The 13,646-nt window shown below is 71.0% G+C and carries 13 protein-coding genes; all 13 read left to right on the forward strand.

The window, feature by feature from the left end; all coding sequences use genetic code 11:
• Nucleotides 1-12 precede the first annotated feature (12 nt).
• The 13 genes from WBG79_RS20335 to WBG79_RS20395 all read left to right on the forward strand — a co-directional run bounded on the left by WBG79_RS20335 (nucleotide 13) and on the right by WBG79_RS20395 (nucleotide 13,645).
• Nucleotides 13-1,062: a LacI family DNA-binding transcriptional regulator gene (locus WBG79_RS20335; protein WP_337359052.1), complete on the forward strand. Its 1,050-nt coding sequence runs from the start codon at nucleotides 13-15 to the stop codon at nucleotides 1,060-1,062.
• Entirely contained in the window at nucleotides 1,059-2,066 is a 1,008-nt protein-coding gene (locus tag WBG79_RS20340) for a Gfo/Idh/MocA family protein (RefSeq protein WP_337359053.1), read from the forward strand. Before WBG79_RS20335 ends, WBG79_RS20340 begins: the two co-directional genes overlap by 4 nt.
• A 3-nt stretch (nucleotides 2,067-2,069) precedes the next feature.
• The gene (locus WBG79_RS20345) at nucleotides 2,070-3,689 is read left to right on the forward strand and encodes an acyl CoA:acetate/3-ketoacid CoA transferase (protein WP_337359054.1); all 1,620 of its coding nucleotides are present in this window, start codon (nucleotides 2,070-2,072) and stop codon (nucleotides 3,687-3,689) included.
• Nucleotides 3,686-4,465, forward strand: a complete 780-nt coding sequence (locus WBG79_RS20350; RefSeq protein ID WP_337359055.1) for an enoyl-CoA hydratase/isomerase family protein — start codon at nucleotides 3,686-3,688, stop codon at nucleotides 4,463-4,465. The genes WBG79_RS20345 and WBG79_RS20350 overlap by 4 nt, the downstream gene beginning before the upstream one ends.
• 165 nt (nucleotides 4,466-4,630) lie before the next feature.
• Nucleotides 4,631-5,896 carry an ABC transporter substrate-binding protein gene (locus WBG79_RS20355; RefSeq protein WP_443147491.1) on the forward strand — a complete coding sequence of 422 codons (1,266 nt, stop codon included), beginning with the start codon at nucleotides 4,631-4,633 and terminating at the stop codon, nucleotides 5,894-5,896.
• A 184-nt stretch (nucleotides 5,897-6,080) separates the two neighbouring features.
• Nucleotides 6,081-7,004 carry a carbohydrate ABC transporter permease gene (locus WBG79_RS20360; protein WP_337359057.1) on the forward strand — a complete coding sequence of 308 codons (924 nt, stop codon included), beginning with the start codon at nucleotides 6,081-6,083 and terminating at the stop codon, nucleotides 7,002-7,004.
• Complete coding sequence (locus tag WBG79_RS20365) at nucleotides 7,001-7,885, forward strand: carbohydrate ABC transporter permease (protein ID WP_337359058.1); 885 nt, start codon at nucleotides 7,001-7,003, stop codon at nucleotides 7,883-7,885. Before WBG79_RS20360 ends, WBG79_RS20365 begins: the two co-directional genes overlap by 4 nt.
• Before the next feature lie 4 nt (nucleotides 7,886-7,889).
• Complete coding sequence (locus WBG79_RS20370) at nucleotides 7,890-9,056, forward strand: ABC transporter ATP-binding protein (protein ID WP_337359059.1); 1,167 nt, start codon at nucleotides 7,890-7,892, stop codon at nucleotides 9,054-9,056.
• Nucleotides 9,057-9,286: 230 nt separating this feature from the next.
• On the forward strand, nucleotides 9,287-10,768 hold the full coding sequence (locus WBG79_RS20375; protein WP_337359060.1) for a GMC family oxidoreductase: 1,482 nt from the start codon (nucleotides 9,287-9,289) through the stop codon (nucleotides 10,766-10,768).
• A complete protein-coding gene (locus tag WBG79_RS20380) occupies nucleotides 10,765-11,532 on the forward strand; it encodes a 3-ketoacyl-ACP reductase (protein ID WP_337359061.1) in 768 nt (255 codons plus the stop codon). The genes WBG79_RS20375 and WBG79_RS20380 overlap by 4 nt, the downstream gene beginning before the upstream one ends.
• 10 nt (nucleotides 11,533-11,542) lie before the next feature.
• Nucleotides 11,543-11,671: a hypothetical protein gene (locus WBG79_RS20385; RefSeq protein WP_337359062.1), complete on the forward strand. Its 129-nt coding sequence runs from the start codon at nucleotides 11,543-11,545 to the stop codon at nucleotides 11,669-11,671.
• A 10-nt stretch (nucleotides 11,672-11,681) separates the two neighbouring features.
• Nucleotides 11,682-13,337, forward strand: a complete 1,656-nt coding sequence (locus WBG79_RS20390; protein ID WP_337359063.1) for a GMC family oxidoreductase — start codon at nucleotides 11,682-11,684, stop codon at nucleotides 13,335-13,337.
• Nucleotides 13,334-13,645, forward strand: coding sequence for a Dabb family protein (locus WBG79_RS20395; protein WP_337359064.1), 312 nt, complete (start codon nucleotides 13,334-13,336; stop codon nucleotides 13,643-13,645). The genes WBG79_RS20390 and WBG79_RS20395 overlap by 4 nt, the downstream gene beginning before the upstream one ends.
• Nucleotide 13,646 lies beyond the last annotated feature (1 nt).

A 13,646-nucleotide genomic window follows, 5' to 3' on the forward strand; every position in this document is an offset into this window, starting at 1 on the left:
GGAGGAGACGACATGGCGAAGCCGCGCGAACCGCGCCGGCCGGCGACCATCGTCGACATCGCGCGCGCCGCGGGTGTCTCGAAGTCGACCGTATCGCTGGTGCTGAAGGGCTCGCCGCAGGTCAAGCCCGAGACGCGGGAGCGCGTCGAGCGGGCGAGCGCCCAGCTCGGCTACGTCTACAACCGCGGCGCCGCCTCGCTGCGCACGGCCACGTCCCGCTTCGTCGGGATGATCATCTCCGACCTCATGAACCCGTTCTTCGCCGAGCTCGCCGTCGGCATCGAGGAGGCGATCTACAAGCTCGGCTACGTGCCGATCCTCGCCAACACGAACGAGGACCGTGACCGCCAGGCCGAGGTCCTGAAGACCATGCGCGAATACGGCGTGGGGGGCATCATCATGTCGCCCGCCCGCGGCACCACCGCCTGGACGCTCGCCGAGTTCGCCGCCATGCCCATGGTCATCACCATGCGCCGCGTCGAGGGCAGCCCTCTCCCCTATGTGGGCCCCGACAACCGCTCCGGCGAGCGCGAGGCGACCGCGCACCTGATCGGCCTCGGCCACCGCGACATCGCCTACCTGGGCGGCTACGACACCATGACCACGATGCGCGAGCGCCTCGACGGCTACCGCGACGCGCTCCTGGCGGCCGGCCTTCCATACGACCCCGCCATGGTGTTCGAGGCCATGCCGACTCGCGCCGGCGGCCGCGAGGCCGTCGCCGCCGCCTTCGCGGGCGCCCGGCGGCCGACCGCCTTCGTCACCTACAACGACATCGTCGCCATCGGGGCGGCGCAGTGGATGAGCGAGCGCGGCCTCGTCATCGGCCGCGACGTCTCGATCGTCGGCTTCGACAACATCGCGGAAGCGCAGCACAACGCGCCGCCGCTCACCACCGTGGACGGCAACACCATGGCGCTCGGCGCCCAGGCCGCCGAGGTCCTGCTCGCCCGCATCGAGGGGCGCGCCATCGAGCCCGTCGAGTTCTACGGCCCCACCCGCCTCGTGCTGCGCCGCTCCTGCGGTCCGGCCCCGTCCACCCTCGCGAGGATCACCGCATGAGCACGACCGCTCCCCGCTGGGCGCTGATCGGCGCCTCGACCATCGCCCGCGAATGGGTCATGCCCGCCATCCGCGCCACCGGCGGCTCCGTCGAGGTGGTCATGAGCGCTGATCGCGATCGCGCCGTCGCCTACGCCCGCGAACACGCCGTCCCGCGCGCCACCACGTCCATGGACGAGGCGCTCGCCGACGTCGACGCCGTCTACGTCTCGACCACCAACGAGCTCCACCATCCCCAGGCCCTCGCCGCCATCGCCGCCGGGCGGCACCTCCTGTGCGAGAAGCCGCTGGCGCTCACCCTCGCCGACGCCCGCGAGATGGTCGCCGCCGCGCAGCGCGCAGGCGTCGTGATGGCGACGAACCATCACCTGCGCAACGCCGGCACCCATCGCGCCCTGCGCGACGCCATCGCGCAGGGCCGCATCGGCCGCCCCCTTTTCGCCCGTGTCTTCCACGCCGTCTACCTGCCGCCCCACCTGCAGGGCTGGCGCATCCGCGATCCGAAGACCGGCGCGGGCGTGGTCATGGACATCACGGTCCACGACGCCGACACGCTGCGCTTCGTCCTTGACGACGAACCGGAGGCCGTTACCGCCATGGTGCAGCACGCCGGCATGGGTGCGCCCGGCATCGAGGACGGCGTCATGGGCGTGGCGCGCTTCCGCTCCGGCCTGCTCGCCCAGTTCCACGACGCCTTCACGACCCGCTACCCGCGCACCGGCTTCGAGGTCCACGGCACCGAGGGCTCGCTGATCGGCCTCGACTGCATGACCCAGCGCCCGGTCGGCACCGTCACGCTGCGCAACGACTCCGGCGAGCACGACCTGCATGTCGACCACGTGAACCTCTACGAGCGCGCCCTCTCCAACTTCCACGCCGCCCTGCGCGGCGAGGGCGCCCCGAGCGCCACCGGCGAGGACGGCGTGCGCTCCATGGCGCTCGCCCTCGCCGCCCTCGAATCCGCACGGACCGGCCGCGAGGCCGCCGTGAACACGGGAGCCTGACCGATGCCCGCGCCCAAGGTCCTGACCGCCGACGAGGCCGCCCTGCTGATCCCGGACGGCGCCGTCGTGACCGTTTCGTCCTCCTCCGGCCTCGGCTGCCCGGACGCCGTGCTGGCCGCCATCGGCCGCCGCTTCGACCGCGACGGCCACCCGCGCGACCTCACCACCCTCCACCCGATCGCCGCCGGCGACATGTGGGGCGTCGCCGGCATCGACCACATCGCCAAGGACGGCTGCCTCGCGAAGGTGCTGGCCGGCTCCTACCCCTCCGGCCCGTCGAGCCACGAACCGCCGAAGATCTGGCAGATGGTCACCGGCAACCGCATCCCGGCCTACAACATCCCCTCGGGCATCCTGTTCGACATGCACCGCGAAGCGGCCGCCAAGCGGCCGGGCGTGCTCACCAAGGTCGGCATGGACACCTTCGTGGACCCGGACCGGGAGGGCTGCGCCATGAACGCCCGGGCGGCGGCCGAGCCCGTCGTCGAGAAGGTCAGCTTCGCCGGCGACACCTGGCTCTACTTCCCGGCCATCACCCCGCAGGTCGCCATCATTCGCGCGACCACCGCGGACGAGCGCGGCAACCTCTCCTACGAGCACGAGGGCGGCTATCTCGGCCCCCTCGACCAGGCGCTCGCGGTCCGCAACAACGGCGGCATCGTCATCGCGCAGGTGAAGCGCCTCGCCAAGGCGGGCTCGCTGAAGCCCCAGCAGGTCTACGTGCCGGGCATCCTGGTCGACGCCATCGTGGTCGCCCCCGACCAGATGCAGACCACCCAGACGCCGTACGAGCCGGCCATCTCGGGCGAGATCTTCCGCCCGCTGTCGAGCTTCGAGGTGCCCGAGTTCGGCGTCTCGAAGGTGATCGCCCGCCGCGTCGCCCAGGAACTGCGCGACGGCGACGCCGTCAACATCGGCTTCGGCATCTCCGCCAACGTGCCCCGCATCCTGATCGAGGAGGGCCGGCATGGGGACGTCACCTGGGTGATCGAGCAGGGCGCCGTCGGCGGCGTGCCGCTCCTCGACTTCCAGTTCGGCTGCGCCTCCAACGCCGAATGCATCGTCCCCTCGCCCTACCAGTTCACCTACTTCCAGGGCGCCGGCTTCGACTGCTCGCTCCTGTCCTTCCTTCAGATCGACCGCGAAGGCTCCGTCAACGTCTCCAAGCTGGGCGTCCGCCCGCACGTGACCGCCGGAGCCGGCGGCTTCGTCGACATCACCGCGCGGGCCCGCAAGATCGTCTTCTCGGGCTTCTTCACCGCCGCCGCGAAGCTCGACATCCGCGACGGCGCGCTGCAGATCGCCCAGGAGGGCAAGGTCCGCAAGCTCGTGAACGCGGTCGAGCACGTCTCCTTCTCGGGCCGCCGCGCCGTCGAGCAGGGGCAGGACATCACCTACGTCACCGAGCGCTGCGTGATGAAGCTGACGGCCGCCGGCATCGCGGTGACCGAGCTCGCTCCCGGCGTCGACCTGGAGCGCGACGTTCTCGCCCAGTCGGAATTCCCGCTGCTCGTCCCGCGTCCGCCCAAGCGCATGGACCCCGCCCTTTTCCGCCCTTCGCCGATCGGGCTGGCGCTGGCGACCGCCCCCTCCCGCCTCGCCTTCGCGGAGGCAGCCGAATGAACCGGGATCCGCGCGTCGCCCTCGCGTTCGACGGCCCCGTGGCCCGCCTCACGCTGAAGCGGGCCGAGAAGCTGAACGCGCTCGACATGGGCATGATCGAGGGCCTTTTCGCCGCCGCACAGGCGATCGAGGCCCACCCCGACGCCCGCGTCGCCATCCTGGCCGCCGAGGGCAAGGCCTTCTGCGCCGGCGGCGACATCGCCGCCTGGGGCGGCCTGGAGCCGCTCGCCATGTGGCGCGACTGGACCCGGGCCGGCCACCGAGCCTTCGAGGCGCTCGCCCGCTTGCGGGTCCCCCTCGTCGCCGTCCTTGCCGGCCACGCCTTCGGGGGCGGGCTCGAGCTCGCCGCGACCGCCGACATCCGCCTCGCCGAGGAGGGCGCCCGCTTCGGCCTGCCCGAGACCGGCCTCGGCATGGTCCCCGGCTGGTCCGGCACCCAGCGCCTCGTCCGCCGCTTCGGCGCGCAGACCGTGCGCCGCCTGAGCCTCACCGGCGACATGGTGGAGGGCCCCGACGCGCTGGCGCTCGGCATCGTCGACGAGGTGGTGCCGCGCGGTGCCGGCCTCGCCCGCGCCGAGGCGATCGCGGCCGCCGTGGCGGCGCGCGGGCCCGTGGCCGTCCAGGTCGCCAAGCAGATGATCAACGCCGCCGAGGGCGAGGACGCGGATCTCGCCTTCGAGTCGATGGCGGGCGCCCTGACCTCCTACACGGCGGATCTCCGGGAGGGCGTCGCCGCCTTCCGGGAGAAGCGCGCGCCCCGCTTCGACGGGCGCTGACTTCGCGCTGGCGCCGGGCTCCGCTTTGGAGAACGATGCCGGCAGAACCGCCCGCCAAGGGCGGCCGGAATACCCCGGACCGGACCGCGACGCGCGGTCGGACCGGCGGCTGAGTTTCTCCGCCGGGCGGTGCCCGGCGGGGCATGTCCAACGGGAGGAATGAAAATGACGATCCGTACCAAGCTTCTCGCCGGAGTGATGATCGCGGCCGGCGCCGCCTGGCTGGCGCCGACGGCTGCCGTCGCGCAGTCGAAGGAGGTCGAGGTGGTCCATTGGTGGACCTCCGGCGGCGAGGCCGCGGGCCTCTCCGTGCTGCGCAAGGCCGTCGAGGCGAAGGGCATCACCTGGAAGGACGCGCCGATCTCGGGCGGCGGCGGCGCCCAGGCGATGACCGTTCTGCAGGCTCGCCTCGCCGCCAAGAACCCGCCGACCGCCACCCAGGGCCTCGGCTTCGACATCCAGGACTTCGCCGCCGAGGGCGTGCTCGCCAACCTGAACGGCGTCGCCGACAAGGAAGGCTGGGACAAGGTCATTCCGGCCGCCCTGCAGCGCTTCTCCAAGTACAAGGGCCAGTGGGTCGCCGCCCCGGTCAACGTTCACTCGACCAACTGGGTGTGGGCCAACAAGGCCGTGCTCGAGAAGGCCGGCGTGACCGCGATGCCGGCGAACTTCGACGAGTTCGTCGCCGCCCTCGACAAGGTCAAGGCCGCGGGCCTCATCCCGCTCGCCCACGGCGGACAGCCCTGGCAGGACGCGACGATCTTCGACTCGATCCTGCTCTCGGTCGGCAACGACTTCTACAAGAAGTCGATGATCGACCTCGACCCCGCCGCCCTCGGCTCCGCCGACATGAAGACCGCCTTCGAGCGGATGGCCAAGCTGCGCACCTACGTCGACGCGAACTTCCCCGGCCGCGAGTGGAACCTCGCCTCCGCCATGGTGATCAAGGGCGACGCCGCCTTCCAGATCATGGGCGACTGGGCGAAGGGCGAGTTCCTGGCCGCCGGCAAGGTCCCGGGCAAGGACTTCGTCTGCTTCCGCTTCCCCGGCACGCAGGGCACGGTCACGTTCAACGCCGACCAGTTCGCCATGTTCAAGGTCGGCGCCGACAAGCAGGAGGCCCAGGCCGTCCTCGCCTCGTCGATCCTCGACCCGGCCTTCCAGTCGGCCTTCAACGTCAAGAAGGGCTCCGTCCCGGCCCGCACCGACGTCAGCGACAAGGACTTCGACGACTGCGGCAAGAAGGGCATGAAGGACCTCGCCGAGGCGAGCGCCAAGGGCACGCTCTTCGGCTCCATGGCGCACGGCCACGCCTCGCCGGCCGCCGTCAAGAACGCGATCTACGACGTCGTGACGCGTCACTTCAACGGCCAGCTCGACACCGCCAAGGCGGTCGCCGAATTGCCCAAGGCGGTCGCCGCCGCCAAGTGATCGGCTGATCCCGAGACCGAACCGGAGGGGCGCGCCCGCTTGCGCCCCTCCCCGAAATCCGGCCGGAGCGGGGGCGCTGCCTCCGCCCGACCCTTGCGGGCGACCTCCCGGTCGCAGGCGACCTCGCGGGACGGCCTCGGCCGCCCCGACCCCCCTCCCTGACGAAGATCCGTCGGAGAGCCCCATGACCGTCACCACGACAGCCCCCATCGCCACCCCGGAGCGCGCCGGCTCGCGCGCCGAATGGCTCCAGGCCGCCCTGCCGAAGCTCGTGCTGGCGCCCTCCTTCGCCGGTATCCTGATCTTCGTCTACGGCTTCATCCTCTTCACCTTCTACCTGTCGCTGACCCCGTCCCGGTTCATGCCGGTCTACGAGGCGACCGGCTTCGACGCCTACGGGCGGCTGTTCAACCAGCCGAACTGGTGGGTGGCGCTGACGAACCTCGGCATCTTCGGGTCCCTCTACATCCTGATCTGCATCGCGCTCGGGCTCCTGCTCGCGATCCTGATCGACCAGAAGGTGCGCGGCGAGGGGATCCTCCGGCCGATCTACCTCTACCCGATGGCGCTCTCCTTCATCGTCACCGGCACGGCCTGGAAGTGGTTCCTGAACCCCGGCCTCGGCCTCGAGAAGACCATCAACGCCTGGGGCTGGACCTCCTTCAAGTTCGGCTGGCTCGTCGACAACGACATGGCGATCTACACGGTGGTGATCGCCGGCGTCTGGCAGGCCTCCGGCTTCGTCATGGCGATGTTCCTGGCCGGCCTGCGCGGCGTCGACGGCGAGATCCTGAAGGCCGCCCAGATCGACGGCGCCTCGACCGTCAACGTCTACCGCCGGATCGTCATCCCGATCCTGAGGCCCGTGTTCCTGTCCGCCTTCATCGTGCTCGCCCACATGGCGATCAAGTCCTACGACCTCGTCATCGCGCTGACGGGCGGCGGGCCGGGCAACGCCACCGAGCTGCCCTCGACCTTCATGTACTCCTACACCTTCACCCGCAAGCAGATGGCGGTCGGCTCCGCGAGCGCGATCATCATGCTGATGACCATCTCGGCGGTGATCGTCCCCTACCTCTATTCAGAGCTCCGGGAGAAGAGCCGATGAGCGCCGCCGCCGCCACCTCCGGGCCCGTCGGAGGCTCCATCGTCACCCGCGTGGTGATCTACGGGCTGCTGATCGTCTTCGCGATCCTGTACCTGCTGCCCCTCTTCGTGATGATCGTCACGTCGCTGAAGCCGCTCGACGAAATCCGGGGCGGCAACATGCTCGGCCTGCCCGAGACGCTCACCTTCGAGCCGTGGGTCCAGGCCTGGGGCAAGACCTGCATCGGCCAGGTCTGCGAGGGCATCCACGGCTACTTCTGGAACTCCATCAAGATGGTGGTGCCGGCCGTCGCGATCTCCACCGTGCTCGGCGCGCTGAACGGCTACGTGCTGACCAAGTGGCGCTTCCCCGGCCACAAGGTCGTCTTCGGCCTGATGCTCTTCGCCTGCTTCATCCCGTTCCAGACGGTGCTGATCCCGATGGCGACGATCCTCGGCCAGATCGGGCTCTCCAACTCCACCACGGGCCTCGTCTTCGTCCACGTCGTCTACGGCCTCGGCTTCACGACCCTGTTCTTCCGCAACTACTACGAGGCTTTCCCGACCGAGTTGATCCGCGCGGCGCAGATCGACGGCGCGAGCTTCTTCCAGATCTTCCGCCGCATCCTGCTGCCGTCCTCCGGCCCGATCATCGTCGTCACGGTGATCTACCAGTTCACCAACATCTGGAACGACTTCCTCTTCGGCGTGACCTTCGCGTACGGCGACTCCGCCCCCATGACGGTGGCGCTCAACAACCTGGTGAGCTCCTCGACGGGCGTGAAGGAATACAACGTCCACATGGCGGCGGCCATGATCGCCGCCCTCCCCACTCTCCTCGTCTACGTCCTGGCCGGCCGCTACTTCGTCCGCGGTCTGATGGCCGGCGCCGTGAAGGGCTGATCCCATGCTGCAAACGCTCCCCCATTCCGCGACAGCGACCGCCGCCCCCGCGGCCTTCCTGCAGATGATCGGCCTGAAAAAGCGGTTCGGGTCGGTCGAGATCCTCAAGGGGATCGACATCACGCTCGAGAAGGGCGGCTTCCTGGTGCTGGTCGGGCCCTCGGGCTGCGGCAAGTCCACCCTCCTCAACACCATCGCGGGCCTGGAAAGCATCTCGGAGGGCGAGATCCGCATCGACGGGGCCAAGGTCAACGACCTGCACCCGTCCCGGCGCGACATCGCCATGGTGTTCCAGTCCTACGCGCTCTACCCCAACATGACGGTCGCCGAGAACATCGGCTTCGCGCTGGAGATGCGCGGCGTGCCGAAGGCGGACCGCGAAAAGGCCATCGCGGGCGTCGCCAAGACGCTCCAGATCGGCCACCTGCTCGACCGCAAGCCGAGCCAGCTCTCCGGTGGCCAGCGCCAGCGCGTCGCCATGGGCCGGGCCCTCGTCCGCAACCCGCGCGTCTTCCTGTTCGACGAGCCGCTGTCGAACCTGGACGCCAAGCTGCGCGTCGACATGCGCACCGAGATCAAGCGCCTGCACCAGACGACCGGCACCACGATCGTCTACGTCACCCACGACCAGATCGAGGCCATGACGCTCGCCACCAAGATCGCGGTCCTGCAGGGCGGCGAGGTCCAGCAGGTCGGCTCCCCGGCCGAGATCTACAACCGCCCGGTCAATCTCTTCGTCGCCGACTTCATGGGCTCGCCCTCCATGAACCTGATCGAGGGCACGATCCGCCGCCGCGACGGCCGTGCGGTGGTCGCCCTGACCAAGGGCGCGAAGGGCGCCAACGGCGGCGAGATCGCGCTGCCGATCCCCGGCTCGGTCGGCACCACGGACCTCCCCGACGGCCGCCCGGTGATCTTCGGCATCCGCCCCGAGGCGATCACCGACAAGTCGAGTGCCGATGCCAACGCGATCATCGAGGTCGTCGACGCCCATGTCGACGTGGTCGAGCCGGCCGGCTCCGACACTTTCGTGGTCACGCCGATCGCCGGCAAGGAGGTCATCGCCCGCATGCGCGCCGACGCGAACGTCCGGCCGGGCGACACGGTGCCCTTCGCGTTCAACCTCGACAAGGCGCTCCTCTTCGACCCGGAGACCACGCGGCGGCTGTAGTCCGTGCGGAGGTGAGGCGGCGAGGAGGTGCCCCGAGGCCTGCCTCCTCCCCCGCCGGAGCGGAGCGGAGAGCCGGGATCCAGCCCCTTCCGCCCGCCGCAGCGCTGCGGTGCGAGGGACGCGCTGGACCCCGGATCGGCGGCGCTCACGCGCCTTGTCCGGGGACGCGGGTGAGAGGAAGTGCCCAACAGCCGCCCAGCTTCTGAACCACCAACAAGGGACTCCCGCCCGTGCCCGCATCCCCGGACATCGTGATCATCGGCTCCGGCATGGGCGGCGCCACCGTGGCGGCCGGGCTGGCGCCGTCCGGGGCCTCGATCCTGATCCTGGAGCGAGGCGAGCGGATCGAGGACACGCCGGAGACGCGCGACGTCAACGCCATCTTCGGCCGAGGCCATTTCCGCCCGAAGGAGACCTGGCACGACCCGGCCGGCACACCCTTCAACCCGGGCAACTACTACTACGTGGGCGGCAACACCAAGCTCTACGGTGCCGTCCTGATCCGCTATCGCGCCGAGGATTTCGTGCCCCGCGACCTCCCCGGCGGCCCCGTGCCCGGATGGCCGATCGGCTACGACGAGCTCGAGCCCTGGTACACCGCCGCCGAAGCGCTCTACCGCGTCCGCGGCTGCCTCGGCGAGGACCCGACCGAGCCGCCCCACTCCGCCGCCTACCCGCATCCGCCCGTCCCCGACGAGCCGGTCATCGCCGAGACCCGCGCCCGGCTGGCGCGCGAGGGCCTGCACCCCTTCTCGCTGCCCCTCGGCGTCGATGTCGAGACATGGCTGAAGCGCGCCGCGACCCCCTGGGACGCCTACCCGGACACGCGCACGGGCAAGATGGACGCTGAGACCTGCGGCCTCGCCGCCGCTCTCGCCCACCGCAACGTCCGCCTGGAGACCGGCGCCCTGGTCGAGCGCCTGGAAGCCGGCCCGGACGGCCGCGTCGCCACGGTGGTGTACCGGCGCCATGGCGAGGAGGTCCGCCTCTCCCCCCGGCTCGTGATCCTGGCCGCGGGCGCCGTCAATTCGGCCTTGCTCCTGCTGCGCTCCGGCCTCGCGGACCGCTCCGGCCAGGTCGGCCGCAACTTCATGAACCACAATTCCTCGGCCATGCTGGCGATCGACCCGCGCCGGCCGAACACCTCGGTCTACCAGAAGACCCTGGGGCTCAACGACTTCTACCTCGACGACGGCCGCGGCGGCGGCCCGCTCGGCAACGTCCAGCTCCTCGGCAAGATCACCGGCCCGATCCTCAAGGCGCAGATCCGCTGGGCCCCGGCCTTCGCCACCGCGCTCATGGGCCGCCATTCGACCGACTGGTACCTGATGAGCGAGGACCTGCCGAACCCGGAGAGCCGCGTCTTCTACGACGGCGACCGGGTCGTGCTCGACTGGCGCCGCTCCAATTGGGACGCCCATCTGGCCCTGGTGGCGCGCTGGCGCGAGGTGCTGAGGGCCATCGACACGCCCGTCGTCCTCTCCCGCCCCTTCGACCGGCGCACGCCCTCCCACCAGTGCGGCACGCTCCGCATGGGCGCCGACCCGGCCGCCGCGCCCGTCCGTCCGGACCTGCGCGCCTGGCACCACGACAACCTCTGGGTCGTCGACGCCTCCGTCCTGCCGACCTCGGCCGCCGTCAACCCGTCCCTCACCGTCGCCGCCCTGGCGCTGCGCGCCGCCGCCCACATCCGGAAGGAGCTGACGTCATGACCCGCCCCGTCGCCCTCGTCACCGGCGCCCGCCAGGGGATCGGCCGCGGCATCGCGGAGGCGCTGGGCGCGGCCGGATTCGACATCGCCGCGACCGACCTCGTCGACGACGACGAGGCTGCCGCAGCCGCCCGCGAGGCCGTGACCGCCACCGGCGCGCGCTTCCACCTCTGGCGTCATGACGTCGCCCATGTGGAGAGCCACCCGGCCCTCCTCGATCATGTGATCGACCGTTTCGGCGGGGTCGACGTCCTCGTCAACAACGCCGGCCGGGGCGCCGCCGTGCGGGGCGACTGCCTGGAGATCACGCCGGAGAACTTCGACGCCGTCATGGACGTGAACCTGCGCGGCACCGTCTTCCTGACGCAGGTGGTCGCCAGGCACATGCTCGCCGCCGGCCGGCCGCACCCCGCCGCGATCGTCACCGTCACGTCGGTCTCCGCCGAACTCGTCTCCCACGAGCGGGCCGACTACTGCATCTCCAAGGCCGGCCTCTCCATGTGGGTGAAGGCCCTCGCGGTCCGCCTCGCCGACCACGGCATCGCGGTCTTCGAGGTCCGCCCGGGCATTATCCGCACCGGCATGACCGCGCCGGTCGCCGACCGCTACGACGCCCGCATCGCCGACGGCCTCGTGCCCGCGCGGCGCTGGGGGCAGCCGGCGGACGTCGCCGCCGTGGTCGCCGCCCTGGCCGGTGGACGGCTCGGCTTCGCCACCGGCTCCGTCGTCGCCGTCGACGGCGCGCTCTCCATTCCGCGACTCTAGGGAGCATCCCATGCCCGATTACGTCATCGTCGGCGGCGGCTCCGCCGGCTGCGTCATCGCCCTGGCCGGGGGACGGCTCGGCTTCGCCACCGGCTCCGTCGTCGCCGTCGATGGCGCGCTCTCCATTCCGCGACTCTAGGGAGGATCCCATGCCCGACTACGTCATCGTCGGCGGCGGCTCCGCCGGCTGCGTCATCGCCAACCGCCTGTCCGCCGACCCGTCCGTCACCGTCACGCTGATCGAGGCGGGGGGACGCGACACCCACCCCTTCTTCCACTGGCCCGCCGGCTTCGCCAAGATGACCAAGGGCATCGGCTCCTGGGGTTGGTCGACCGTGCCCCAGAAGCACATGCAGGACCGGGTGCTCTGGTACACCCAGGCCAAGGTGATCGGCGGCGGCTCCTCCATCAACGCCCAGATCTACACGCGCGGCAACGCACTCGACTACGACGCCTGGGCCGAGGAGGAGGGCTGCGCCGGCTGGAGCTACCGGGAAGTGCTGCCCTACTTCAAGCGCGCCGAGGACAACCAGCGCTTCAACGACGACTACCACGCCTATGGCGGCCCGCTGGGGGTCTCCATGCCGGTCTCGCCCCTGCCCATCTGCGACGCCTATTTCCGCGCCGCGCAGGACATGGGCATCCCCTACAACCCGGACGTCAACGGCCGGACCCAGGACGGCGTCGGCTTCTACCAGCTCACCCAGCGCGACGTCCGCCGCTCCTCCGCCTCCATCGCCTACCTGAACCCGATTCGCGACCGGGCGAACCTCACCGTCCTCACCGGACTGCAGGCGACCCGCATCGTCGTCGAGCGCGGCCGCGCCGTCGGGGTCGAGGTGGTCGAGGGCAAGGGCGGCGGGTCCCGGATCATCCGCGCGGACCGGGAGGTGATCCTCTCGTCCGGCGCCATCGGCTCGCCCCGCCTCCTGCAGCTCTCCGGGATCGGGCCGGCCGACGAACTGAAGCGCGTCGGCGTGCCGGTCGTCCACGACCTGCCCGGCGTCGGCGCCAACATGCAGGACCACCTGGACCTGTTCGTCATCGCCGAATGCACCGGGGACCACACCTACGACAAATACGCCAAGCCCTGGTGGTCCGCCTGGGCCGGCCTCCAGTACTTCCTCCTGAAGAAGGGCCCGGTCGCCTCCAGCCTCTTCGAGACCGGCGGCTTCTGGTACGCGGACCCCGATGCCCGCTCGCCCGACATCCAGCTCCATCTCGGCCTCGGCTCGGGCATCGAGGCGGGCGTCGCCAAGCTCCGCAACGCCGGCGTGACGCTCAACTCCGCCTTCTTGCGCCCCCGCTCCCGCGGCACGGTCCGCATCCCCGGCCCCGACCCCTTCGCGATGCCGCTGATCGATCCGAACTACTGGGCCGACCCCTACGACCGTGAGATGTCGATCCGCGGCCTGAGGCTCGCCCGCGAGATCCTGAGCCAGCCGGCCCTGAAGGCCTTCGTGATGGCCGAGCGCCTGCCGGGCCCGGACGTCCGCACCGACCAGGAGCTCTTCGAGTACGGCTGCCGGCACGCCAAGACCGACCACCACCCGGCCGGCACCTGCCGGATGGGCGTCGGCCCGGACGCCGTCGTGACGCCCGACCTGAAGGTGCGCGGCCTGGACGGCCTGCGTGTCGCGGATGCCTCGATCATGCCGCGCGTGCCGTCCTCCAACACCAACGCGCCGACCATCATGGTCGGCGAGAAGGCCGCGGACCTGATCCTCGGCCGCGATCCCCTGCCGCCGGCCGTCTTCGCCGGCAACCGGCGGCCGCACGCCCTCGTCCGGGAGGCCGCCCAGTGATCCGCCACATCGTCCTGGTGAAGTTCCGCCCCGAGGTGACCGAGGCCGAGATCGCCGCCGTCTTCGCCGATCTCGAGCCGATCCGGGCCCTCGTTCCCGGCATCGGCCCGATCGTGGCCGGCCGCTCGGAAAGCCCTGAGAAGATCGAGCGCGGCTACCGCCACGGCTTCACGATCGACTTCGACACCTGGGAGGCGCTCGCCGCCTACCAGGAGCACCCGGCCCACAAGGCGGTCGGGGCCCGGCTCGTCGCCGGCGCGGTCGGCGGGATCGACGGCATCTGCGTCCTCGACATCCCCTTCGGCTGAG

The sequence above is a fragment of the Prosthecomicrobium sp. N25 genome (assembly GCF_037203705.1).
Lineage (GTDB): Bacteria > Pseudomonadota > Alphaproteobacteria > Rhizobiales > Ancalomicrobiaceae > Prosthecodimorpha.